This is a genomic window from Ardenticatenales bacterium, assembly GCA_020634515.1.
Lineage (GTDB): Bacteria > Chloroflexota > Anaerolineae > Promineifilales > Promineifilaceae > JAGVTM01.
In genome coordinates this window covers 36,454-61,414 of record JACKBL010000013.1, presented here as the reverse complement: position 1 = coordinate 61,414, position 24,961 = coordinate 36,454, and the positions used below count along the sequence as shown (strand labels likewise).

The window sequence follows — 24,961 nt, the reverse complement described above, 5'->3', positions numbered from 1 at the left end:
CAAGAAGTGGAAGTATTTTGGGTGTTCCTGGCAGAGCATGTTGCTGCTTCAACACACAAACCTTCCCGGAAGCTTACAACATTCAAACCCGACATCAAAACATCAAAACAGCTTCCGGGAAGGTGGTTGTAATCCATCAAACCTTCCCGGAAGCGATTCAGGATTTGGCGGGGTCCTGGCCGTTTTTCTCTACGAAGTAACAGGCACGACAGAGGGGGCGGGCCATGCTGGTCTGGTGGGATGTGCCACAGCTATGGCAGAATTTTTCGGCGAAGGTGTGGTTTTCGTATCGCTTCCAGACGCGGTAGCAGGAGGGGCAGTAGGGCGCCTGGGGATTGTGGGGGATGTCCGTGCCGCAGCGTAGACAATGACCCTGGGGCGGTTCGGGAATGGGGGGTTTGGCGCGGTTGCTTTCGTACAGTTCGTGACATTCGCGGCAGAGGACGGTGATGTCCTCCGGGCGTTCGTCGCCCAGACGCTCGTAGGTGCGGTGGTGGGCTTCGAGTTGGACTTTGGCGCGGGAACGGTTGCATAGCTGACAGCGATTGCCGGCACGCGCCTTTGCATCCTCCGCCTTTTTTCGCCATTCCGGGGACTTGATGTACGCATAATACTCAACACGCCGGCGTTCCGTTTCATACACGGGCGTGGCCGGCTCCGCCACGGCCATGCTTGCCGGCATTGTCTCCGACCGCGCCAGCGCCGAATCAAGATAAGCCAGCAACTCCGCCTTACGCACATCGAGTTGATCACACAACTCCCCCGCCGTATTCAGCGCATCCTTGTAGGCAGCCATCAACTGCTTGTGCCGCTGTTGCGCCTGCTTTTGCGCGTCGTTTTGTTGCCGTCCGCCAAAAATAGCCGAGAGCAGCGAACCGCCCCCAGCATTTTTACTGGTCTCCTCATGGGTGTGGATGGCGGCGGCGGCGTCTTCCTTAATCCGCCGCGCCATCTTGCGCAGGTCCAACTGCAAATCGCCCATTTTGCTTACATGTTGCAGTATTTCAAAGTTGGACGATATAGGCGGCAACTGACTCTTCTTCTGGATGTTCTGAATTTCCTGCTTGTATTCTTCGGGAGCAATCATGGGCATTTTTACATAAATGAGTACCTTCTCAATAAAGTGGGGCGAAGTTGGTTGAGCCTGTCGAAACCAACGGCAATGGACAAGCTCAGGCCGCGGTTCCCCCGAAATATTGAGAATTTACATAAATGATGACAAAATGGTAACGCTTGAATTGAATTCTTGCCTCTTGCTTTGGTGTGACCTAACATGGAACCAGGTTATTTTAACGGACAGATGGTTGAAGGTGCAATAGTGCCGCTGGGAAATTGGTTATCAGGTAGAGGCGAGCACCTACCCGTCAAAGCGACTAACGCGGTTCGTAATTATCCAGAAACACCCTGGCAGCTTAGGGACGATGTTCCTCGGAGGGACTTCTTCTCTTGCATAACAGCGCGAACGACAACGACTTGTCTTTTCAGGAAGATGGACATGACGCGATTTCGAGGCTTTTTTGTCGTGGGGGGAATGTGGTTGGGATTGCTGTTGGGCGCACTGGCATTGTGGCCGCCGTTCGTGGCGGCGAAAGCGCCTGCCACAAAGGTGACGGGGGAGACGCTGACGCCCTTCGCGGGGGAGGCTGATGACGCGACGCTGCAAGCAGGGCTGGCGGCGCGGCGCGTGGATGGGGGGCCGCTGCTGCCGTTGACCGCGCCGGCGGATCCGCCGCCACTGACGGGCGTAATGCTGCCGGTGGGTCAGGATACGTACCGGATTGAGGTGGACGCGGATGGCATTTATGAGGTGGATTATGCGGCGTTGGCGGATGCCGGCATGTCCGTCAACACCATCAACCCTCTCACCCTCCAACTCATCTACCGCGGGGACAACGTCGCCTACCAATTCATCGGCGACGGCGACACCCACTTCGAGCCGGGCGAAAAAATCCGCTTCTTTGGGCAAGCCTTCCACGGTTCCCGCCTGGAGCGGCAATACATCACCAACAACGTCTACTGGCTTTGGGCCGACGGCACACCCACCGCCATCACCACCGGCGACAATCCCGGCGGCTACCCCGTAGATGAAAGCTGGCGCGCCAGCATCACCTACGAAAAAGAGTTCTACTACTTCCCCACCTGGACCAACCAGTGGCCCCAGTTCCCCAACGAGCCAGACGCCTGGTTCATTGAGCGCGTCAGCAAAAGCACGCAAACCGAGGTCACAACCACCTACCCCATCACCCTGCCCTTCCCCGCCGCCAGCAGTCCCTCTGCCACCATCACCCTGGAAGTGCAGTCACGGGACAACCCGTACATCAACAACATCGGCTACCCACACCTGATTAACCTGAAATTTAACGAGAACAACCAGATCATTGGCAGCGAATCGTGGTATGGGCTGAAGAATGTGAACATCAGCGGGCTTGTGCCGCAGGCGGACCTGCTCGATGGCCTCAACCACGCCAGCATGGTGATTGCCGGCATTACCGGCTCCGGCAGCGGCGTGGACTACATCTATCCCAACCGCGTCACGGTTGATTATCAGCGCCAGTATCAGGCCAGTGGGGACCAATTGCTTTTTAGCGACGAAGTAGGCGGCAGTTGGGAGTTTCGCGTGGGAGGGTATGGTGAGGGAAATGCCGGCAACATCCTCGTCTGGAACATCACCAATCCCCTGCAACCCGTCATCATCCCCCTCACCGCCGATGACATCAGCGGCAGCGGCCCCTACACCTACCGCATCGGCAGCAGCCACCCCCCCGCCGCCACCTTCATCGCCACCACCGGCGCCAACATCCGCGCCCCCCTCGCCATCAGCCAGTACGTGCCACCTGACCTGGATCCACCCGGCGGCGCGGCATGGCTGGCCATCAGCCATGCCGATTTCCTCACGCAGGCGGTGCAGTTAGCTGCCCACCGCGCCGACCCGCTGTATGGCGGCTACCGCACGCACGTCGTGGATGTGCGGGACGTGTTGAACCAGTATGCGTTTGGTCTGCCACTGCCGTCGGGCATTCGCAACTACCTGGCGCACGCCCTCACCTGGCCCACCCCCGCCCACTACGTCCTACTGCTGGGCGACGCCACGGCCAATCCACGCCAGTTGGAGAGCAACAGCAGCGCCACGGCCCCCCAGACCGACTTCGTGCCCACGGACCTGATCTTCGTGGACCGCTTCCAGGGGCAAATCGCTTCCGACACGTCCATGGCCTTTCTCACCGGGAATGACCTGGTCCCCGACGTGGCGATTGGCCGCTTGCCGGCCACCACCACCGCCGAAGCGCAGGCCGTGGTTGATAAAATTCTGCAATATGACGACAACCAGCGACAGCCGGACACCTGGATGGAAAACATCTTCTTCGGCGCGGATAACACGGATTCGGGCGGCGATTTCTGCGCGGAAAATGGGATGACGGGGGCCTTACTGCCGGATGCTTTCCCGCAAGCGCATGTGTGCATGGCGGCCAACACCGGCGGCGAGCGAGACAAATTGCGTGACGCGATTTTCGACCACGCGAATATCACGGGCACGCTCATCATCAACTATCGCGGTCACGGGGGGATTGACGAGTGGGCGGCGCGCGCGGTGGACACCGCCGACGTCAACCTGTGGGCGAACGCCGGGCGTCCCGTGGTCATCCTCAGCGCCGACTGTCTGGATGGCTCCTTCATCTACCCCGGCTTGCCCGCCCTCAGCGAGACCTTCCTCAAACGGGACGGGGCCGGCTCCGCCGCGCATTGGTCCTCCACGGGGCTGGGCTTCAGCTATGAACACACGGCTTTGCATGAGGGCTTGTATGAGGGGTTGTTCGCACACGGGGAGACGGCGATTGGGGATGCGATTCTATATTCCAAGACGCTGTTCGCCGCCGGGGATTATGATGAGTCGGAGTTGTATACGTTTACGCTGCAAGGCGACCCGGCGATGCCGTTGATGCGGCCTGATCTCAGCCTGGAGAAGAGTACGCTGACAGCGGCGGTGGACGTGGGGGAAGCGGTGACGTTTTTGCTGTCGCTACACAACGAGGGACTGTATCCGGCGCCGGCTGTGATCACGGATGTGATGCCGGCACAACTCACCCTCCTCGCCTACCAATCCTCCGCCCCCGTCAACCTCAACCAGGCCGGCGGCGAACTCGCCTTCCACCCGGTTAATGGCCTGGCGCGTGGCCAATCCCTGGCCATCACCCTGACGGCGCAGCTTACCGCCACCAACACCGAACCGTTGGCGAACGCGGCAACCGCTGCCAGCCCCGGTCTGGAAATCAACCCCGGCGACGAGACGGCCACGGCTCCTTTTTGCACCACCGCGCTCACGATGGCGCCATCGGTAACGCCGCTGCGTTTTGGCGATGCGCTGCTGCTGACGTGGGCGACCACGCCGCTGGCACAGAGCTATGAGGTGTGGCGCAGCGCCCCGAACACGCCGTACTTTGCCGCGGAAAATGCCGGCACAACCCTCCTGGGCACGACCACGGACCCATACTTCCCCATTCCCAATGGCACGGGCATCGGCGACCCCCAAGTCAATTACACTTTTCTTGTGCGGGGGGTGAATTGTGCCGGCATTCCCGGCGCGCCATCCGTCACGGTGGGAGAATTTGATTACGCCCTGCGTGCCGGCAGCGGCGACACCCTCGCCTACACCACCATCGGCCTCCCCCTCACCGGCGACAACCTCCCCGCCACCGCCGACGACCTGGCCGCCGCCATCGACCCACTCAACCAAAGCATCCGCGAAGTGGGCAAATGGAACCCCGTCAGCCAGGCGTGGCGCATCCGCGTCGTCGGCTCGCCTACGGGCGTGCCCAACTTCGCCGTCAATCCCGGCGACGCCCTCCTCATCGGGGCCGATAGCAACGCCCCCACCATCGTCACCTGGGTCGGCGCGCTGCCACAGTCGGGCGACATCGCCTACACGCTCCTGCCCAATCGCCGGCAAATGATCACGATCCCCCTGGACCAGGTGGGCGCGTTCACGCTCACGGCGGACGATCTGGCGGCGAACATCGGCGGTGTGACGCGGGTAGCGACCTGGTACGCCGCAACGCAAAGCTGGTACACCCGCACCATAAACGACTCCCTGAACAATAACTTCACCCTGCGTCTGGGCTACCCCTACCTGATCACCACCAATGCCGACGCCCCACCCACCTGGCCTTGACGCAGAGATGGGTTTACTTAAAAAGGTTGTCCCATTTTCCAAATGGGACCCCAGGTTGACGGAGGGTTGTCCCATTTTCCAAATGGGACCCCGGGATAGCGGCATCCGATCTGCAAAATCGGACTACGTAAGGAGGCGAGTTAGAAACTCGCCATACGAGGTATCAAGACAAGATGATTCAAATCGGCGCCCGGCGTGAACGGGTTCAATGGTGGTTTGGCTTGCTGTGGGTCGTTTACACGCTCGTGGGATTGGGCGCGGGGATGGGCCTCATGTTTCTGGGAGTGGGGACGCTGATGAACCGCGCGCCCGCGCTGATTTTTGGTGCAATCTTTGGGGGAATTTTGGGGTTTTTCTCCGGGCTGGCGCAGGCGCGGCTGCTGGGGCGCTACCTGTCGGCGACGACGGGGTGGATTGTGGCCACGTTTCTGGTGTGGACGTTTTTCTGGGCACCAAACATGGCGGGGATATTCGCGGTGGGGAGCGGAATTGCCGGCAAATTCCGCGAAGGACTGCTGCACGGAGCCATATTTGGCCTCTTCCTCGGCGGCGGGCAATGGTTCGTCCTCTACCAGCAAGTGGAAAAAGCGAGCCGCTGGATCATCATCAACGCCATCGCCTGGGCCATCGGCATGGCCCTCGGCAAAGGCATCGGTGAATACCTCGGCAGCAGCAACCTCACCATCCTCATCACCGCCGCCGTTGCCACCCTCGGCTCAGGCGTCGGCATCGTCTGGCAGTTGCGCCAGCTTCGCTACGTCCTGCAGACGACAAAAGACGGTTGACAGGACCGTCAATCGTCCCACCCGCCTGCTTAAGACACCGGTTCCCCATTTGCCGCGACAAGTGGCAGCATAAACCAGAAGGTCGTGCCCGCGCCGGGCTGGCTCGCCACCCAGATGCGCCCCCCGTGCGCGTGGATGATGCCGCGGCAGATGCTGAGGCCGAGGCCGGAGCCGGCCCCATTGCCGCCGTTGCCCCCCATCGCGCGGCTGCGGGCGGAATCGGCGCGCCAGAAGCGGTCAAAGACGCGCGCCTGCGCCTCTTCCGTCAGACCCGGCCCATTGTCGCGCACAAACACGCGCGCGCCTTCCGCGCCCACCATTGCCCCCAGCGTCACCTGCGGCGCGCCGCTGCTGCCTCGCGGCGCAAAGCGCAGCGCATTTGCCAGCAGATTGCCCAACACCTGCTGCATCCGCGCCCGGTCCGCCAGCACGGGCGGCACGCTCGCGGCCGGCAGGTCCAGCGACAATTGCACGCCTTCCGCCTCCGCCAGCGGCACGAAGGCGGCATACGCCTGTTGCAGCAACAGCGCCACGTCCAGCGGCGTCTTCTCCAGGGGAAGTTGCCCCGCCTCCGCCAGCGAGAGCGTGCGCAATTCGTCCACCAGCCGCCCCAGCCGGATCGTCTCCTCGTGTACCAGAGTCAGATTCTCCGGGGTGGGCGCGAAAACGCCGTCCAGCATCCCCTCCAGGTGGCCGCGCATCACGCTCAGCGGCGTGCGCAGTTCGTGGGCCACGTCCGCCAACATCTGCTGCCGCTGCCGGTCCGCCGCCGCCAGCGATTGGGCCATCCGGTTGAAGCTGGATGCCAGTTCCCCGATCTCGTCCGCACTGTCCACGCCCACCGATTGGCTCAGGTCGCCCGCGGCCAGGCGGTGCGTGGCCTGCGTCAACTGCCGTAGGGGGCGCGTCAATCGCTGCGACAGCCAGACGCCCAACAGCAGCGCCAATCCGACCGCCGCCAGCCCGCCCCACAGCAACGCCCGGTTCACGGATTGCAGAAAGGCGGTGGCGTGCAGGTTTAGTTGGTTCATGTTGCTTTGGCCTGTGCCGGCATTGCCGGCATCCAGCACAAACAGCGTCCCCACAACCCGACCATCCACCCCGATGGGCAGCATAGCCACCTGCGTCATGCCGCTCATCGCCCGTCCGCGCCCGGCTCCGGCGGAAGCCACCACCTGCCCGGACGCATCCAACAAGCGATAGGCGACGCCCCCACCACTACGCTCCGCCACCAACAAGAATTCCACGCCGGACCAGTTTCCCTGTTGACGATAGTAGCCGGCGAGGCGCTGCGCCAGATCGTCAAACTGGGACTCGTTTACAAACTGCTGGAACCCGGTCGTGGTGACGCGATTGGAGAGCAGGGCCACCACGGAAACGCCAACGATCACGACCAGCAAGATGGCCGCCGTCAACTTGATCCACAGGCGATTGAACACGGCGTTATGCTCCTGCTTCGTCCCGCGCGAAACGGTAGCCGACGCCAAAAACGGTGAGGATGTAGCGCGGGCTGCCGGATTCTGGCTCAATTTTCTTGCGCAGGTTCTTGATGTGCACGTCAATAGTGCGCTCGTAGCCATCGTAGGCGAAGCCCTGCGTCCGTTCCAGCAACTCCAGGCGGCTGAAGGCGCGTCCGGGGTGGCTCATGAGGGCGTGCAGCAGGTCGAACTCCATGCGTGTGAGCGTCACGGGTTCGCCCGCCAGCGTCACTTCGTAGGCGGTGGGGTCCAGCAGCAGATCGCCGGCGCGCAGTAGGGGCGACTCCGGCTCTGCCGCCGGTTGGGCGCGTCGCAGCACGGCGCGCACCCGGGCAACCAACTCGCGCGGGCTAAACGGCTTGGTCAGGTAATCGTCCGCGCCCATTTCCAGCCCCATGATTTTGTCCACGTCGTCCACGCGCGCGGTGAGCATGATGATGGGCGTGTTGCGTTCCTGGCGGTGCTGCCGCAAAAAGGACCAGCCATCCATCTCCGGCATCATCAAGTCGAGCACAATCAGGTCGGGTTGGTGGTCGCGGGCGGCAAAGAGGGCGGCGCGACCATCGTGCGCCGTAATCACCTGGTACCCTTCTTGTTCCAGGTAGCCGCGCACGAGGTTGGTCAGTTTTGGTTCGTCGTCAACGACAAGAATGAGTTTGGTCATGAGGGGAGGTTGGTGGTTGATAGTTGGTGGTTGGTTGCCGGCGATTATAGGTGGGTTGGGGTGAAGAAGCTAATGGATGAAACCACATAGGCATGAAAAGGGAGCGGGTTGTAACCGCTCCCTCTTCAGGGGAATTATTGGGGAGAGAGGAGGTGGGGATTACCGATTGCCGGCATTTCCTCCCTGCCCATTCCCGTTCATCCGCCCACCGTGCGGGCCAGGAGACTGATACTCAAAATCGTGGTCATACTGGTGCAGGGCGCAGTTGTCGCAGATGCCGTCGCCATCTTCATCCACGAAGTTGGGGCCAGGTCCCGTCATCGTGCTGTTTTGATTCTGATAACGGTACAGATTGGGCGTGCCATCGCAATTGTCGCAGATGCCGTCGCCATCTTCATCCACAAAATTCGGGCCAGGGCCAGCCATCATGCTATTTTGATTTTGGTAACGGTACAGATTGGGCGTGCCATCGCAATTGTCGCAGACGCCATCGCCATCTTCATCCACAAAATTCGGGCCGAAGGTTCCCGCTTCCTGGTAGGCGAGTCTGGCCTTCAGGCCGCGAGAAACACCCGTCATATCGCAGACACCATCGCCATTTGCATCCACGAAGCCATTCTGGAACGTGCCCTGGGCCGTAGGCGTATCATCCGCCATAGTCAGGGAGGTCGCCGTGAGAGCCACGGAAAAGACGATGATTGCGGTTAAGAGGAACTTCTTCATGAGATTTCTCCTTGTGTGGTCGGGAGTTGGTAGCGCGCTTGCTTTGGGTGGAGCGCGCTGTTGTTTTTGTTTGATGCCTCGTATCTGTCCACAACTTCCTGGAAACTGTTATGAGACGCTTTGGGTCAGGAATCCAGCTTCGGGGAAGGTTTGCCGGTACATGGACCTCTGAGGCTTGGTGGTTATGATGCTTATAGAATAACGGAGAGATATGAAGAGGTTGTGAAGCAGATGTGGAAAGGGAATGTAGTTGCGGCGCGGCGCGGGTGCTTTGAAAGTATGCCGCACCTGAGATAGACTATGCCGCCTGCGCCGCGATTGCGGGCAGATGTGAGCAACGGCTTGCGACGCAGGCTAAGTCAACAGAGGATACGGCGAATGACAACGAACTTCATATCGGCGAAGCTGGAAGCGCGCCCTAACCCGGAAAAGGGGGTTTTCGGCCTGTTTGCGCGGGAGCATGTGGCGGCGGGCGAACTGCTGCTGGTTTGGGGCGGGCGTGTGGTAGGCGTGGAGGAATTGCGCACGTTGTCGCCACGGCAGCAGGCGCACAGCGTCCAGGTTGAGGAAGATTTGTATCTGGTCGGATTCGCCAATGACGAGCCAGACGCAGGGGACTACATCAACCATAGCTGCGAGCCAAACGCGGGGCTGCGGGGGCAAATCGCGGTGGTGGCGATGCGGAACATTGAGGCGAATGAAGAGATTTGTTTCGACTATGCGATGAGCGATGGCAGCCCGTATGATGAGTTTGTGTGCGCCTGCGGGCAGGCGGGTTGCCGCGGCGTGGTGCGGGGCACGGATTGGCAACGGCCAGAGTTGCAGGCGCGTTACGCGGGCTATTTTTCGCCCTATTTGCAGCGGCGCATTGCGGCGCTCAAGGAAAATTAGACCGGCTTATGTTTGAATTTGAGATTCTGGCGAAAGATGCCGGCACAAACGCACGTGCCGGCATTTTCCACACCCCCCACGGCCCCATCCCCACCCCCGTCTTCGCCCCCGTGGGCACACAGGCCACCGTCAAAGCCCTGCGTCCCCGCGACCTGCGCGAACTCGGTGCCACCCTCATTCTCAGCAACACCTACCACCTCTATCTGCGTCCTGGCGACGAGCTAATTGCCGGCATGGGCGGCCTACACCGCTTCATGAACTGGGACGGCCCCATCCTCACCGACAGCGGCGGCTTCCAGGTCTTCAGCCTCAGCGACACCCGCACCATTGACGACGACGGCGTCACCTTCAAATCCCACCTGGACGGCTCCCGCCACCGCTTCACCCCCGAAAAAAGCATCGCCATCCAGGAAAACCTGGGCGCGGACATCATCATGGCCTTCGACGAATGCCCCCCGCCCACCGACCGCGCCGCCGTGGAAGCCGCCCTCCGTCGCACCCACGCCTGGGCCGAACGCTGCCGGGCCGCCAAAAAACGGGACGACCAGGCACTTTTCGGCATCGTCCAGGGCGGCATCTTCGCCGATTTGCGCGCCGCCAGCGCCGCCGCCATCACCGCGCTAGACTTGCCCGGCTACGCCATCGGCGGGCTGGCCGTAGGCGAGACAAAAGCGGAAATGTACCGGGTGCTGGACGGACTACACCCGCTGCTGCCCACCGACAAACCGCGCTACCTCATGGGTGTGGGCGCGCCGGAAGACCTGGTCAACGGCGTCATTCGCGGCGTGGACATCTTCGACTGCGTGCTGCCCACGCGCATCGCCCGCAACGGAGCCGCGTTCGTCCCTGGCGGGCGCATCAACCTGCGCAACGCGCAGTACCGCCAGGACCCCGCGCCGCTGCTGGAAGGCTGCGGCTGCTACGCCTGCGCCCACTTTAGCCGCGCTTATCTGCGCCATCTTGTGCAGGCGAACGAAATCCTGGGCCACATCCTGCTCACCACGCACAACGTCCACTTCCTGCTCAACCTGATGCGCGACTTGCGGCAGGCCATCATGGCGGGAGAATCCGCGCGCTTTGCCGCCGATTTCCTCTCCGCGTATCCAACACCGCAAGACCCGGTTTCTTAAGGCGTTATCGGCGAACTGATTGCACGTTTTTTGCCACGAATTTCACGAAATAACTGGCGTTTGGCGAATTCCACATATGGTGATCGGAGTCGAGGCTTTAGCCGGGTCAACCCCCATATGTGGACCGGCTGAAGCCTCCACGCCAAAAACGCCAGAGTCCGGGAAATAACTGTGGGTTGGTAATCACCCTATCTTCCCGGAAGCTGTTTCAATGCGTAACGTTTAGCTTCCGGGAAGGTTTGTGGTTACGTGGGTTGTCGTCTGTTTTCAGGACAGGATTCCTATGAACTGGTTAGAAGCAATTTTGTTGGGGTTTGTACAGGGCGCGACGGAGTTTTTGCCGGTGTCCAGTTCGGGACATTTGCTGCTGGTTCCCGCGCTTTTCCGCCTGCCGGAGCCGAATCTGACGCTCATTTCCATCGCTCATGCCGGCACGCTCCTGGCCGTCCTCATCTACTTCCGCCAGGACATCTGGCACATCATCCTCGGCTTTTTGCGCGCCCTGTGGCAGCGCCGGCCCATGGGAACGCTGGAAGCGCGGCTGGGCTGGTTCATCCTCGTCGGCTCGCTGCCCGCGGCGATTGCCGGCATCACCCTGGAAAGCTTTTTCGACGCCATCTTCGGCCAGCCCACCTACGCCGCCGTCTTCCTTATGGTGACGGCGGTCCTGCTCGTGCTCGGCGAACGCGCATTCTCCGGGCGCAAAGGTTTGGCGGAAATGGGCTGGTTGGACGCCATCATCATCGGTCTGGCGCAGATGTTCGCCATTTTGCCCGGCATCTCACGCAGCGGCAGCACCATCACCGCCGGTCTGGCGCGGGGGCTGGATCGGGCCACGGCGGCGCGCTACAGCTTCCTGTTGGGCACGCCTGCGATCGCCGGGGCCGGGCTGCTGGCGCTGCTAGACCTGCGACACGCGCCCGACCTCGGCAACCAGATTCCCCTCCTCCTGCTCACGTTCGCCACCGCCGCCATCGTCGGTTACGCCTGCATTCACCTGCTGCTGCGCTGGCTGCGGCAGCGCAGTCTGTACGGCTTCGCCGCCTACTGCGCCGCCTTCAGCCTCGTTTACCTGCTGGTGGCATGGCTGCGCTGACCAGACGCCGCCGGGCGTTGCTCTGGCTCTGGTTGGCGGCGCTTTTGTTGGCGGGATGCCGGCAGAACATGCCTGCACCTGTTCCCCTCCCCACCGCGACCCCGCTGCCCGCCGTTTTGCGCGTGGGTGTTGCCACCAGCGCCGCCCGCCTGATTGACCTGACGGGGGACACGTACGCCGACGAGACGGACCGCGCCGTGCCGGCATTTGTCACCGGAAATGAAGCCGCCCTCTACGCCGACCTCGATGCCGGCACATTGGACGCCGTCCTCGTTCACACCATCCCCGCCGCACGTCACGATTGGTTCAATCCCATCGCCGTCGATGGGTTGGTCTTGTTGGTCCATCCGACCAACCCCGCGCGCGACCTGACGCTAAACCAGGTTCAGGACATCTTCAGCGGGCGGACGTTGACGTGGGGCGGCGTGGGCGGCGTGGGCGGCGCGGATTTGCCTATCCAACTATTCAGCCGCGAGGAAAATGCCGGCACGCGCAACCTGTTCCGCGACCGCATCATGGCCGAACAGCGCGTGGCGATCACGGCCATCATTGCCCCGGACGACGCCGCCATGCAAGAGGCCGTCGCCGCCGCGCCCGGTGGCATTGGCTACAGCATGATGGGGCAGGCAATGGGGAACGAGGCAGTGCGCCCGTTGACCATCAACGGCATCCCCCCCACCCCCAGCACCACCGCCGACCAGACCTACCCCCTCACCGTCCCCCTCTACTTCGTCAGCCCCGCCGAGCCGCAAGGCGAACTCCGCGCCTTCCTCGCCTGGCTGCAAAGCGACGCCGGGCAGGCCTTCCTCAGTGAAAATTACGGGCGTATACGGTAAAATAAAGGTATGAGGTACGAGGTATGAGGTATGGGGATGAACGCCTCCTCATACCTCATACCTCATACATCATACCTCAATCCCCCCTTCCCAGGAGAACACTGTGAACAGCCAACATTTCATCGAACTTGACGAGACCTACAGCGCCCATAACTATCATCCGCTTGATGTCGTAATTGAGCGAGCAGAGGGTGTGTGGGTATATGACGTTGACGGACACAAATATCTGGACTGCCTCAGCGCCTATTCCGCCGTCAACCAGGGCCACTGCCACCCGGAAATCAAAGCCGCCGCCGTGGCCCAGCTTGAGCGCGTCACGCTGACTTCGCGCGCCTTCCGCAACGACCAGATGGGGCCGTTTCTGCGGGAATTGTGCGAGATCGCGGGGTACGAGATGGCGCTGCCCATGAACACGGGCGCGGAAGCGGTGGAAACGGCTATCAAGGCGGCGCGCAAGTGGGGCTACCAGGTGAAGGGTGTGCCGCAAAATGAGGCGGAGATTATCGTTTGCGAAGGCAATTTCGCCGGTCGTACCGTAACCGTCATCAGTTTTTCCAGCGAACCACAGTACAAGCAGGATTTTGGTCCGTTCACGCCGGGCTTCAAGATTATTCCCTATGGCGACGCCGATGCGCTGGCGGCGGCGATGACGCCGAATACGGTGGCCTTCCTGGTGGAACCGATTCAGGGCGAAGGGGGCGTGGTTGTTCCTCCTGATGGCTACCTGGCGCGCGCAGCGGAAATATGCCGGCACAACAACATCCTCTTCATGGCCGACGAAATCCAGACAGGCCTGGGTCGCACCGGTCGCCTCTTCGCCTGCCAGCACGAAAACGTGCGCCCCGACGTCACCATCATCGGCAAAGCCCTCAGCGGCGGCTTCTACCCCGTCTCCGCCGTCCTCAGCGACAAAGACGTTCTGGGACTCTTCCGCCCCGGCGACCACGGCAGCACTTTCGGCGGTAACCCCCTGGGCGCAGCCATTGCCCGCGCCGCGCTTCGCGTTCTGGTCAAGGAGCAAATGCCGCAACGCTCGCAGGAATTAGGCGACTACTTCAAAGGGCGGCTCATGCGCATCGAAAGCCCACACATCGCCGAAGTTCGCGGGCGCGGCCTGTTCATTGGCGTCGTGCTGAACACCAAAGCCCGCCGCTTCTGCGAGGCGCTGCAAGAGCGTGGCATCCTCTGCAAAGAGACGCACGAAAACGTGATCCGCTTCGCCCCACCCTTGATCATTCAAAAAGAAGAGATTGATTGGGCCTTGAGCCAGATAGAACCCGTTTTGATGGCGGCGTAACATGGTAGACACCTTCCCGGAAGCTCAATAGCTTCCGGGAAGGTCGTGCAGAGAGAGGAGTATGGCTGACGACACGCGGGCGGCTTTCCGCCAACTCGTTATTTATGAAGTGTATGTGCGCAATCATGGGGCAAATGGCACGTTCGCCGACGTGCAGGCGGACCTGCCGCGCATCAAGCGCATGGGCGTAGACGTCGTCTGGTTTATGCCCATCCACCCGATTGGCCGCGTCAAACGCAAAGGGGTGCTGGGCTGCCCTTATGCGGTTGCTGACTACACGCAAACCAATCCAGAATACGGCAGCAAGGCGGATTTTGCTCGCCTGGTAGCAGCCGCGCACGACCTGGGGCTAAAAGTGATGATTGATGTGGTCTACAATCACACCGCTGCCGATTCGGTGCTGGTGCGAGACCATCCCCACTGGTTCCACCAGGATGATCGGGGCGAGCCGGTGACGACCGTGCCGGCATGGAGCGACGTGATTGACCTCAAATATGGCGATCCGGCGCTGAATACGTACCTGGTTGACGCGCTCAAGGGCTGGGTGGCGTTGGGCGTGGATGGCTTTCGCTGCGATGTGGCCTCGCTGGTTCCGCTGTCATTCTGGCGGCAGGCGCGGCAGGAGATCGCGGCAATGAAGCCGGGCGTGATCTGGCTGGCGGAGTCGGTGCATCTCAGTTTCCTGGAAGAGCGGCGGCGCGCCGGGCTGAGCGGCTACGCGGACGCGGAGATTTATGCCGCGTTTGATTTGACGTATGATTATGATATTTGGTCGGCGTGGGAGGGGGTTGTTGCCGGCATTCTTCCCCCCCGCGACTACCTGCAAGCCCTGCGCCTGCAAGACGCCATCTACCCCGCCAACTTCATCAAAATGCGCTGCGTCGAAAACCACGACCAGCCCCGCATCGCCGCCCGTGTCCCCGACCGCGCCCGCAACCAGGCCTGGACCGCCTTCGCCGCCTTCAACAAAGGGGCATTCCTCATCTACGGCGGGCAGGAATCGGAAAACCGCCATACACCCACCCTGTTCGACGTGGAAAAAGTCATCTGGGGCGACTACCCGCTGCAGCCCTTCCTCACGCGGCTGGCGCGGCTGAAAAAAGACCCCATCGTCACCGAGGGACAGTTCACCCTGCTGGCAGACGAACCCGCCCTCATCGCCTGCTGGCAAGCTCCCGCCGGCGGGCTGATGGGCATCTTCAACATCCACGGCGGCGGCGGAGCGGTTTCGCTGCCGCTGCCCGATGGCGTGTATGCGGATGCACTCAGCGACAGCAGCATCACCGTCAGCGACGGGCGCGCGGCCATGCCCACCGCCGCCGCCATCCTGCGCTATCACACCCCCATTGACGCACCACTCGTTTACACGCCGCTGCTGGATTATCGCGGCTAGGCTAACATCTCAGTAACCGTCCGAAAATAGCTTCACATTTTTCGCGGACGGTTACAGCCAGTTCCCGGAGGCTGGGAGCTTCCAGGAAGGGAAACATTGAGGCAACACATGAACATACAAATCGTCAACGGCAGCATTCAAGAGGCAACAGCGGACACCTTGATCGTTAACCTGTTTGCGGGCGTGACGACGCCGGCAGGCGCGACAGGCGCGGTGGATCGGGCACTCGGGGGGGCCATTAGCGAGTTGATCGCTTCCGGCGACCTCACGGGCAAGGCCGGCGAAGTCGGCGTCCTCTACCCACGTGGGGCCATTCCGGCGCGGCGCGTCCTCGTCGTGGGCCTGGGGCAGCGGGACAAGTTCAACCTGGAAGGGGTGCGGCGGGCGGCGGCGGCGGGCATCAAACGGGCGCGCGCCCTCAACGGCAAACAAGTGGCGACGATTGTGCATGGCGCGGGCGTGGCAAAGCTGGACGTGACGGCGGCGGCGCAGGCGACCATCGAAGGGAGTCTGCTGGCGGATTACCGTTTTGACGCGCCGAAACAGCAGGCGGAGGAGCCGGGTGGGATTGAGCGGTTAATGGTGGTGGAGTTTGATGCCGGCAAACTCGAAGCCATCAACACCGGTGCCCGCCTGGCGGAAGCAATGGTCGCGGGCGCGACGCTGGCGCGGGACCTGGTGAATATGCCCCCGAACTACGCCACGCCGACGCGCATGGCGCAGGCCGCGGAGGAGATCGCCGCCGCGCACGGCATGGGAATCACCGTGGGCGACCGCGAGTGGGCGGCGGCGCACAACATGGGTGCGTTCCTGGCCGTGGCCAAAGGCGCGGGAGACCCGCCGCGGTTTATTGTGCTGGAGCATAATGGCGCGCGCGACGATCTGGATACGATTGTGCTGGTAGGCAAGGGAATCACCTTTGACACAGGCGGGATTTCCATCAAGCCATCCGCCGATATGGGAAACATGAAGTCGGACATGGCCGGCGCGGCGGCAGTGCTGGGCGCGATGAAGACGGTGGGGCTGCTGGACTTGCCGCTGCGCGTGATCGGCATCACGCCTTGCACGGAGAACAAGCCGGACGCGGACGCTTATCGCCCGGCGGACGTGATCACGGCGAGTAATGGGAAGACGATTGAGATTATCAGCACGGACGCGGAAGGGCGCATGGTGCTGGCGGATGCGCTGGTGTATGCCAGTCGCTACCGGCCACGGGCGGTGGTGGACCTGGCGACGCTGACGGGGGCGTGTGTGGTGGCGTTGGGGTTGGGGATGGCTGCCGGCATTTTCTGCGCGCACCCTGATCTACAACAGAAACTCCTGACCGCTGCCGACGCCACGCATGAGCGGCTCTGGCCCCTGCCCCTCTGGGAAGATTACCGCGAGGCGATCAAGTCGGACGTGGCGGATATGAAGAACAGCGGCGGGCGCATGGGCGGCGTGGCCACCAGTGCCGTATTCCTGCAATCGTTTACGGATTACCCGTGGGCGCATCTGGATATTGCCGGCATGGCCTTGACCGGCAAAGATAACGGCTACATCCCCCGTGGCGGCACAGGCTTCGGCGTGCGCCTGCTGGTGGAGTTCCTGCGCCAGTGGACAGCCTGATTGCCGCGCCATTTTGAAACGGGCTGCACTCAGTCAGGAATCGTTCGCGTGAGCGAAATGGGGTAGATATTTGAGACCTTTGTAGTCTGTTTTCAGGACAGCCGCCCGTGGGATGCAAGACTACAAATTCAAGACAGGGAAAAACGATGTCAAGCGTATCCGCCAAAGCCAGTTTTGCCAACGCCACGCGCGAATTCGCGCATCGGCTCAACCTGTTCGGCATGGGCCTGGGCACAATGGCCGGCATCCTGTACTTGCTGGCCGGCTGGTTGGGCCAGGAAAGGGGAGAAATGGGGTTTGGCCTGATCATGACGGTGTTGGGTATTGCCGCGCTCACGCTCTATTTGCGCTACATGGGCAGCATCCAGTTCGAGCTGTCCGACGAGGGCTTCCATTACCGGGAAGATTCGCGCAAGCTGGACTTCGCCTGGAAGGAAATCGAATCCATCAAGATAGAACCGCGCAAGAAGCGTATCACCCTCTGGGCGCGAGGCAAACGTCACCCCATGGTCTATCTGGGTATCTCCGAAAACGAGTCCGTGCAGCTAATCCAGTTTTTGCAGGGGATGATTTCTCATTATGCGATTCAGCAGCGTTGATTGAACTGGAAAATCCTTTCCCAATACGGTTGAGTTCACTGAAAAAACCGGGTTTTTCGATGGTCCGGCTGAAATTACCAGAGTGGTTCATGGGTCAAAACCCGGTTTTTGGCCTTTTTTCAGTAGAGTCACGGTTCCTGGGCAGTTCAGATTGGTTCATTCTTGGAGAATGAACCAATCTTGGATAAGTGGCTGTCCGCAACCAGGGGAATGGTGCGGACGGCCACTTTTTTTTGCGTCAGCGCCAGACGTCGAAGGCGTCGATGGTGGTGCGGTGGCCGGTGGAGGCGGGGTTTTTGTCGGCGGAGATGACGAGGGAGAGGGTGTGTTCGCCGAAGGGGACGCCGTTGCTCTGGAAGAGGATTTGCTGCTGCAATGAGGTGGGCGAATAAAGGTCTACGGTTTGCATGAAGACGCCATCGAGGTAGACGTCGATTATGCCGAAGTTGCTGCCTTTGCCACCGATGAGGGCGACGTTTGTGCCGGCATAATCGAAACGCAAACTATCCCCCGGCACTTCCGAATACAACACAAACCCGGCGCTAGAATTGGCAACCGAGATCACGCTCCAACTCCCCATCGGCGTAATGCTGGCCCGGTCCTCCTCCACGCGGGTGCGGTAAATCGTCTGCGTCCAGGAACTCCCGCCATCCTCAGACCGGTAGATGCCCGTGTACGTAGCCGCGTAGACCGTCTCGTCATTGGCATAATTGGCGGAAATATCCAGCGCCGTCACGTAGGCATCCGTCAGGTTCGTCTGAAACAGCGTCGCGCCGCCATCCGTTGACTTCAGCACGCCCTTCTCCAACGTCGCCACGTACAGCACGCCATCATTGGCGAAATCGGGCGAGAGAACGAAGTCCAGCAGCGTCACGTCCTCCGAGCCGAGCGCCCGCTGCCACGAACTGCCGTTGTTCACCGATTTGTACAAGCCACGGGCCACCGGTTCACCGGTCGGACGGCTGATGAACACCGTCTGGTCGCCGGCGTAGCTGGGGGAGAGGACGACGCGGGAGACACAGCACTCGGTGGGGAAGGTCCCCAGGCGCGTCCAGTTAACGCCGCCGTTCACGGACCGATAGAGACCATAGTAGAGGCTGGAAGCGTATATGACCTGATCCGCGCCGAAGTTGGGGGAGAAGGCGACCGATTGGACGCCGACGCCATTGAGCTGTGTGGGAACCCAACTATTGCCGGCACTGCGCGATATAAACACGCCATTTGTACTGACCACGTGCCCATTCCAGACGACATAGGGCGGATGTCCCGTTTCCAGATTGTCCACGCCCACCGCCAGCGTATAGTCGCCGCTGAATTCGGGCGAGAGGGCTACGGCGCGAGCAAAGACAGGCGTGTTCAAGACGGGATTGAAGGTCCAGGACGCGCCCCCGTTCAGCGTTCGCTGCGGCCCCCACACCGTACCCACAAAGACAACGGGACTGGTGGCATAGCTGGCGGAGATAGCCGTGGGATCGGGGTATCCGTTCAACATACCGGTGGTCAACGGAACCCACGTTTGCGCGGCATCCTGCGTACGCACCATGCCGCCGCCATAAGTGGACGCGAAAACGGTCGTGTCCTGCCCATAAGCGGGAGAAACGGACAGGGAGCGCACCAGAGACGTGGGCAAAATCTCCGAGTAGCGCCAGGTCGTGCCCGCCGTGTTCGATTTCCACATGCCTTCAAATGTGGGTAGGAAGAGGATGTGATCATTCTTGAAGTTGGGAGAGATGCCCAGACGACGGTAATGCACGTTGGTTTGCTCGCTCAACTCGCGGGGGGGACCAGAGAGGGCGCTCCAGGTGAGGCCACGGTCCGTGGAGGTATACAGTTCACCCACGGCAGTGGAAACAAAAGCCGTTCTGTCGGTCAGGAACGTGGGCGAGAGGACAATGCTGATGGTTTCCAGGTCGTTGATGCCGCTGTTGCGCGCGGTCCAGGTGGTTCCGCCGTTTGTGGAGACAAAGATGCCGCCGCCGTAGGTGCTGGCGTAAACCGTCTGCGTCACCAGGTAGCCGGGCGAGACAACCAGCGTGGTGATGTCGTAGCCGGCCATTTCGCCGCCAATCGGGACCCAGGTTGTGCCGCCATTGGTCGATTTGAACAGTCCTTGCCCGGCCAAACCGACGAAGATGGTCTGGTCTAGCGGGAAATTGGGGGAGAAGGCAATGGTGTTGCGCGGCACGACGTCGAGGACAAGCGGGCCTTCGGCGTGGCTGTGTCCCAGTTCATAGTCGGCGTTGGCGCTGGGAATGCCGGCAAAAAGCGGCGTGATCGGACCGTTGAATTCGGGAAGCAACTGCCAGCGCACGTTGTTCGTAGGCGTATACGCGACTTCCGCGGCCATCTCCCCGTGATCATGGCCGGCGTGCCCCAGGTGCTTGCCATCATTGCCAATGGGGATCAACGTCCACGAGTCGCCCGCATCCGTTGAGCGATACAGGTCGCCAACCGGGCTGAGGGCAAAAAGCGTCTGGTCCAGGTCGAAGTAGGGAGAAAGCGCAACCGCCACGCTGGCCGCGCCCATTGCCGGAGCGAGGTCGGTCCAGGTGTCACCCCCGTTGGTGGAGCGATAAAGGCCGTTGTCGGTGGAGGCAAAAAGAGTGCTGTCCGTGGCATAACTGGGAGAAAAGCGGAGGTTGTTGACTTTGACGTTGGGGAAGTTGGGAACGACTTCCCAGGTGAGGCCGCCATCGTGGGAGCGCAGCATAATGCGCACGCCGAGGGTGACGGAGAGGAGGTCGGTGGTGGCGAAAACGGTCTGGTCTTGGGCGAAATTGGGGCTGATGGCGACGTTGACGGTATCGTCGTGTGGCTGATGCGCGTAGGCGGGGCGGGTGGGCCAGCAAAGGATGCCCAGCAGGGTGATGAGGATGAACGAAATCGAGACTGACGTTCTCAGACGAAGTCTGGAGAGGTTTAACATACAGCTTACTCCTGGTACGGGGGAGAGGTGGGAACATGGATGTGCCGGCATTGTTGCGCAACAATGCCGGCACGAACCAACCACCCATCAAATCACATCAAGCGCGTCAGCGCACTGACTACGGTTCCGACAAAGTCTCGGTAAGAATGCGCCCATCCACATTCTTCGGCGCATCCCAACCCAACAGATGGTACAACGTAGGCATAATGTCCACCAACGTCGTATCCTGCGCACTATAGACGCCATTGGCAATGCCCGGACCGCGCATCATCAACAACGTTGACGATGTCATCGGCCCCGAATGGCCGCCCAGAACCGGGTATTCCACGTTGGGAACCACTATCTCGAAGCGTTCCTGCGCGAAAATGAACAGGTCCGGCCACACCACCCTGCTATTATCGTCCACCGGATGCTCAATCAACCACTCACTGTACGACTCACCGCGCTCGGCGCCCCCATCGCGGGCAAACACGCCGATCACGTTATCCACGCCGCTGTTCATCTCTTGCCGCGTGAGCACAACAAAGGGATGCACCGTTTCGCCCGTAATCGGATGAACCACCGTGTAGTTTTCCAGCACCTGGGCCACGGTGTCCGCGTCTTCATGATTCCAAAGAAAGATATTACCCAACTCCGCGGCGCCACCATAACGACGCACCATTGAACTCAACCCTGCCTGAGCAACTATCGTCGCCAGGGGCAGGTCATTGTTTAGATAGGTCACCCCGCTGTGGTCCGAGTAAACAACCACCAGCGCCTTGTTGGTCAATCCGCGCTGCACCAACCGTTTGAACACCAGCCCACTCATCGCGTCCGCTTCGTAAACAACATCCAGAGTGGGTTCGCGATTCGCGTTTTGGTTATAAACATTCAGATCATCCCACATCACGTCGGGCGTACCATTGTTGGACCATTCTGATGGGAAATTGGCTGCACCCGCGCCATGCTGGATTTTATCCACACTGGCCAGATGAATCACCATCACATCTGGGTCTTCGGCATTGATAATGCGCAACCCGTTGATAGTAACCCAGCGGTCTTCGGGATTGTTGGTAGGATTGTCGCCCGCGTTCCCCACGCCGTAAGAGTGCATACGATACTCTTCCGGCGGATTGATGTTGATGCCATCGCGGTCCGTATCCTTGTTGGGGTCGGATGGCGGATCGCCCAGCAGGTAGGGCTGCGGCTCGGACATGTAGTAGACGCGGCGCTCGCCGTCCGTGAGCATGTCCAGCACGGTCTCGTCGCCCGTGCGCAGGAGGTTGTCCAACTGGAATTTGCCGGAAATGAAGGCGGTGAAGTTTTGCGGGTCGCCGCCGTAGGTGGGGTCTTTGGCAACGTCGAAAATGGAGAGGGCGCGATCGCCATTAGGACCGTAGCGCAGGTCATCGGCGGTGATGTCGCCAGAAACGGGGTAGCCATTGTCATCCCACCCCCGGAAGTAGACGCCGACGTAGGGAATGCCGGCAGTACCCGGCCAACTTCCTGACAAAGCGGCGAACACGTTCATGTCCGTTCCTGCCGGCAACGAAGAACGCCCTTCCGGGAACCAGGCGGATTGGCTCTTGAAAAAATTCAAGTTCGGCGTCAATTGGTTTTGTGGCGGCGGGTTGAGGTTACCATCACGCCCAACGAACAAATACTTGGGGCTAAATCCATCAATGCCCAGCATCACAACCTTGGGCTTGTCGTGAATCACCGCACCCAACTCCACACAGCCGGACACCCCATTGTTCAAACTGGCATTAACCTGGAAGGTTGCCGGCGTCCCTTCCGTCAAGGTCGTCTGCGGACTGACCGTGATCACGAACTTGCGACTCTGCCCCACATCCAAACCGGAGAAAAGAAGCGTGGGAACGGACGTGCCCAGCGGCGAGAACCCGCTATCCACGTTCGCTACCAGGGCACTCCAATCTGGAGAATCCGCTGTCACGGAAATTGACCCCGCGGCAATCCCCGGTCCAGGATTCGTCATCTCCACCACATAGGACGTCTTCGTGCCGTTGATCACACGATGTGGCCGACTGGCATCGACCGTAACCTGCGTCAACGACCCCGCCGGACAAGAGACCATATTGGCCCTCGCCGGAAACGAAATTGAATCAGGCGAAACAACATACAAAAGCAGACAGACAGACACAGCAACCAATGCAAAAACTGCAATGCGTTTCCTCATGATATTCCCCTCAATACTAAAGAATAATGGCCTGGCAATAACGTGGAGAAAGTTACCCAGTATGGCTCGTAGTTTGTGTACCTTCGCCAGGGATAATGGCTCAATTGCGATGCACTTAACCGGCATCTGATGCAAAAAACCGCTTGCTCGTGCGCCGCTTCATGGGAACTTGAGCCAATCATCAAACTCTGGATAAGTCAATGCTGTGGCAACTTTACGGATTTCCCGGATGTGGCGCGAAGTTCGCAATTCCGCTACCACACCAATTTCCGCAAAAGCTTTGGAATGCATCCGCATTTAAGAATTGCAGTAACCGCTAAGCAGATTGGTCCAATCCCCAGAGAGCGTTAGGAGTTACGAATTGGAAATGACGGATGCGCTGGAAGGGTTCTTTCTTGTTGAAAAACCCAAAATTAGTTTGGGGCGAACCCTTAGGTGCAACGCACATGGGAGTGGGAAAATCAACGAAGCGGGGTGCTTAGGCGCACAGCCCCGTACCACTTCCGCAAGCCGCCAATGCAACTGCACGGTTCATTCCATCGGCGGCCCTTGCCCAGCATCTCGTGAAACGGGCGGCTGTTTTGGCTGCCCGTTGCACCTCATGAAGGCTAAGTAGTTACAAACCACTCAAGATACTAGCAAAATCCCCTCTTGGGGTCAATAATTGAATAATTTTCTAATGATCCTGGAAACGAAAAGACCCGTCACGAGGTTTTACCTGCGGGAGCAACGCGGGAGATGTCGCCAGACGGGAACCCCGGAACCCTCATCATTGTTTACCTCTGCCTCAGGTGCGTGCTATAATCAGGGGGTACTATCTTACCACTCTGCCATGTCTTCCTCGGATAGGCCAACAACCAAGAGACAGTAGACTCCTATGACTACTTTTCGCCGTTACGGCATCCGACTGACTACCATCAACTGACAATTATCAGGCCACTATCCACCACTCACTGACCACCGTCTGCAAGGAGGAGAACCCCTATGTCCGTGCCCATGCCCCCGCTGACGCTCGGCGTCGAAGAAGAGTACCAGATTATTGATCCCGAAAGTCGAGACCTCCACTCCTATATCACGGAACTTTTGTCGCAGGACAGACAGCGCGAAACGCGGCTAAATTTAATGCCGGAGTTGATGCAATCGCAGGTCGAAGTCGGCAGCCATATCTGCCGCAACGTCAAGGAAGTGCGCGCGGAACTGGTGCGCTTGCGCCGCGCCGTCTGTTCGCTGGCGGCGGAAAACGGGGTGCAGATTGCCGCGGCCTCCACACATCCTTTTGCCCGGTGGGATAAGCAGCAGATTACGGAAGGCATTCGCTACAAGGAACTCCTGGACGACATGCAGGGCGTCGCCCAGCGCCTGCTCATTTTTGGCATGCACGTCCACGTCGGTTTTGGCTCCACCCCGGAAGACAAAAACCTGATGATTGAGGTCATGAACGAGGCGCGTTATTTTATTCCGCATTTGTTGGCGCTGTCTACAAGTTCTCCGTTCTGGCAGGGCAACTACACGGGGCTAAAATCTTACCGTAGCGTGGTCTTCGAGATGCTGCCGCGCACGGGCATCCCCCACTCCTTCTCCTCGTGGAGCGAGTATAAAGAGTATGAGTCGATCCTGATGAAGGTGGGCGCTTTTGGCCGGAAGGATCCGGTAGCGAAAATTTGGTGGGATATTCGGCCCCATCCTCGTTTTGATACGCTTGAGTTCCGCATTTCGGATATTTGCACGACGATTGATGAGGCGGTGTGCATTGCGGCCTTGTTCCAGGCCATTGTCGCCAAGTTGGTAAAGCTACGGCGGCAGAACCTTTCCTGGCGGCATTATCGGCAGATGTACATTACGGAAAACAAGTGGCGGGCCATGCGGTATGGTATCAAGGGGCAGATGATTGATTTTGGGATGCAGGAGGAGCGCCCCTTCCATTTCTTAATGGAAGAGTTGCTGGATATTCTGGAAGATGTGGTGGACGAGTTGGGCAGCCGCGATGAGGTGAACTATCTCCACACGATCCTGAAGAATGGCACGAGCGCGGATCGCCAGGTGCGCGTCTATCGCCAGAATGGCGGCGATGACAATCGGGAAGAGGCGTTGAAGGCGGTGGTGGATAATCTGGTACGGGAGACAAAGCAGGGGTTGGGGCTGGATTAGGACTGGCGCTGAAATAAAACTCGAATTGCAGCGCCAGTTTGAAG

Annotated in this window: 17 protein-coding genes; 11 read left to right on the top strand and 6 right to left on the bottom strand. The window is 60.3% G+C overall.

Translation table 11 applies throughout. The annotated features are described in order from the left end of the window. Nucleotides 1-157: 157 nt before the first annotated feature. Entirely contained in the window at nucleotides 158-1,087 is a 930-nt protein-coding gene (locus H6650_22580) for a hypothetical protein (GenBank protein ID MCB8954800.1), read from the bottom strand. Between the two features lie 408 nt (nucleotides 1,088-1,495). Between H6650_22580 and H6650_22575 the strand changes: the two genes are divergently transcribed. Both H6650_22575 and H6650_22570 read left to right on the top strand, forming a co-directional pair. After that, the gene (locus tag H6650_22575; GenBank protein ID MCB8954799.1) at nucleotides 1,496-5,167 is read left to right on the top strand and encodes a DUF11 domain-containing protein; all 3,672 of its coding nucleotides are present in this window, start codon (nucleotides 1,496-1,498) and stop codon (nucleotides 5,165-5,167) included. Nucleotides 5,168-5,340: 173 nt separating this feature from the next. After that, entirely contained in the window at nucleotides 5,341-5,952 is a 612-nt protein-coding gene (locus H6650_22570; protein ID MCB8954798.1) for a hypothetical protein, read from the top strand. 29 nt (nucleotides 5,953-5,981) lie between these two features. Here H6650_22570 and H6650_22565 read toward each other — a convergent pair whose 3' ends face one another. From H6650_22565 to H6650_22555, 3 genes are all read right to left on the bottom strand, one after another. Then, on the bottom strand, nucleotides 5,982-7,391 hold the full coding sequence (locus tag H6650_22565) for a HAMP domain-containing protein (protein ID MCB8954797.1): 1,410 nt from the start codon (nucleotides 7,389-7,391) through the stop codon (nucleotides 5,982-5,984). A gap of 4 nt (nucleotides 7,392-7,395) precedes the next feature. Then, nucleotides 7,396-8,094, bottom strand: coding sequence for a response regulator transcription factor (locus H6650_22560; GenBank protein MCB8954796.1), 699 nt, complete (start codon nucleotides 8,092-8,094; stop codon nucleotides 7,396-7,398). Between the two features lie 159 nt (nucleotides 8,095-8,253). Beyond that, complete coding sequence (locus H6650_22555) at nucleotides 8,254-8,817, bottom strand: hypothetical protein (protein ID MCB8954795.1); 564 nt, start codon at nucleotides 8,815-8,817, stop codon at nucleotides 8,254-8,256. 378 nt (nucleotides 8,818-9,195) lie between these two features. Between H6650_22555 and H6650_22550 the strand changes: the two genes are divergently transcribed. From H6650_22550 to H6650_22515, 8 genes are all read left to right on the top strand, one after another. Further along, a complete protein-coding gene (locus tag H6650_22550) occupies nucleotides 9,196-9,708 on the top strand; it encodes an SET domain-containing protein-lysine N-methyltransferase (GenBank protein ID MCB8954794.1) in 513 nt (170 codons plus the stop codon). 8 nt (nucleotides 9,709-9,716) lie between these two features. Continuing rightward, nucleotides 9,717-10,838, top strand: a complete 1,122-nt coding sequence (tgt, locus tag H6650_22545; protein MCB8954793.1) for a tRNA guanosine(34) transglycosylase Tgt — start codon at nucleotides 9,717-9,719, stop codon at nucleotides 10,836-10,838. Between the two features lie 283 nt (nucleotides 10,839-11,121). After that, entirely contained in the window at nucleotides 11,122-11,934 is an 813-nt protein-coding gene (locus H6650_22540; GenBank protein ID MCB8954792.1) for an undecaprenyl-diphosphate phosphatase, read from the top strand. Continuing rightward, on the top strand, nucleotides 11,922-12,770 hold the full coding sequence (locus H6650_22535) for a substrate-binding domain-containing protein (GenBank protein MCB8954791.1): 849 nt from the start codon (nucleotides 11,922-11,924) through the stop codon (nucleotides 12,768-12,770). Before H6650_22540 ends, H6650_22535 begins: the two co-directional genes overlap by 13 nt. 103 nt (nucleotides 12,771-12,873) lie before the next feature. After that, on the top strand, nucleotides 12,874-14,067 hold the full coding sequence (rocD, locus tag H6650_22530; protein MCB8954790.1) for an ornithine--oxo-acid transaminase: 1,194 nt from the start codon (nucleotides 12,874-12,876) through the stop codon (nucleotides 14,065-14,067). Nucleotides 14,068-14,128: 61 nt separating this feature from the next. Then, complete coding sequence (locus H6650_22525) at nucleotides 14,129-15,460, top strand: alpha-amylase (protein MCB8954789.1); 1,332 nt, start codon at nucleotides 14,129-14,131, stop codon at nucleotides 15,458-15,460. Between the two features lie 108 nt (nucleotides 15,461-15,568). Next, nucleotides 15,569-17,068 carry a leucyl aminopeptidase gene (locus H6650_22520; GenBank protein MCB8954788.1) on the top strand — a complete coding sequence of 500 codons (1,500 nt, stop codon included), beginning with the start codon at nucleotides 15,569-15,571 and terminating at the stop codon, nucleotides 17,066-17,068. Between the two features lie 146 nt (nucleotides 17,069-17,214). Continuing rightward, complete coding sequence (locus tag H6650_22515; protein ID MCB8954787.1) at nucleotides 17,215-17,667, top strand: hypothetical protein; 453 nt, start codon at nucleotides 17,215-17,217, stop codon at nucleotides 17,665-17,667. A gap of 238 nt (nucleotides 17,668-17,905) precedes the next feature. On the opposite strand, the gene H6650_22510 is transcribed toward H6650_22515, so the two are convergent. Together H6650_22510 and H6650_22505 are read right to left on the bottom strand one after the other, a co-directional pair. After that, on the bottom strand, nucleotides 17,906-20,593 hold the full coding sequence (locus H6650_22510; protein MCB8954786.1) for a hypothetical protein: 2,688 nt from the start codon (nucleotides 20,591-20,593) through the stop codon (nucleotides 17,906-17,908). 118 nt (nucleotides 20,594-20,711) lie between these two features. Further along, complete coding sequence (locus tag H6650_22505) at nucleotides 20,712-22,667, bottom strand: alkaline phosphatase family protein (GenBank protein ID MCB8954785.1); 1,956 nt, start codon at nucleotides 22,665-22,667, stop codon at nucleotides 20,712-20,714. A gap of 1,098 nt (nucleotides 22,668-23,765) precedes the next feature. Between H6650_22505 and H6650_22500 the strand changes: the two genes are divergently transcribed. Further along, a complete protein-coding gene (locus H6650_22500; protein ID MCB8954784.1) occupies nucleotides 23,766-24,917 on the top strand; it encodes a carboxylate-amine ligase in 1,152 nt (383 codons plus the stop codon). Nucleotides 24,918-24,961: the final 44 nt, after the last annotated feature.

Bases quoted from the DNA above. Each gene is read 5' to 3' on its own strand.
- H6650_22580 (MCB8954800.1), bottom strand. From the start codon at position 1,087: ATGATTGCTCCCGAAGAATACAAGCAGGAAATTCAGAACATCCAGAAG.
- H6650_22575 (MCB8954799.1), top strand. From the start codon at position 1,496: ATGACGCGATTTCGAGGCTTTTTTGTCGTGGGGGGAATGTGGTTGGGA.
- H6650_22570 (MCB8954798.1), top strand. From the start codon at position 5,341: ATGATTCAAATCGGCGCCCGGCGTGAACGGGTTCAATGGTGGTTTGGC.
- H6650_22560 (MCB8954796.1), bottom strand. From the start codon at position 8,094: ATGACCAAACTCATTCTTGTCGTTGACGACGAACCAAAACTGACCAAC.
- H6650_22555 (MCB8954795.1), bottom strand. From the start codon at position 8,817: ATGAAGAAGTTCCTCTTAACCGCAATCATCGTCTTTTCCGTGGCTCTC.
- H6650_22550 (MCB8954794.1), top strand. From the start codon at position 9,196: ATGACAACGAACTTCATATCGGCGAAGCTGGAAGCGCGCCCTAACCCG.
- tgt (MCB8954793.1), top strand. From the start codon at position 9,717: ATGTTTGAATTTGAGATTCTGGCGAAAGATGCCGGCACAAACGCACGT.
- H6650_22540 (MCB8954792.1), top strand. From the start codon at position 11,122: ATGAACTGGTTAGAAGCAATTTTGTTGGGGTTTGTACAGGGCGCGACG.
- H6650_22535 (MCB8954791.1), top strand. From the start codon at position 11,922: ATGGCTGCGCTGACCAGACGCCGCCGGGCGTTGCTCTGGCTCTGGTTG.
- H6650_22525 (MCB8954789.1), top strand. From the start codon at position 14,129: ATGGCTGACGACACGCGGGCGGCTTTCCGCCAACTCGTTATTTATGAA.
- H6650_22520 (MCB8954788.1), top strand. From the start codon at position 15,569: ATGAACATACAAATCGTCAACGGCAGCATTCAAGAGGCAACAGCGGAC.
- H6650_22515 (MCB8954787.1), top strand. From the start codon at position 17,215: ATGTCAAGCGTATCCGCCAAAGCCAGTTTTGCCAACGCCACGCGCGAA.
- H6650_22510 (MCB8954786.1), bottom strand. From the start codon at position 20,593: ATGTTAAACCTCTCCAGACTTCGTCTGAGAACGTCAGTCTCGATTTCG.
- H6650_22505 (MCB8954785.1), bottom strand. From the start codon at position 22,667: ATGGTCTCTTGTCCGGCGGGGTCGTTGACGCAGGTTACGGTCGATGCC.
- H6650_22500 (MCB8954784.1), top strand. From the start codon at position 23,766: ATGCCCCCGCTGACGCTCGGCGTCGAAGAAGAGTACCAGATTATTGAT.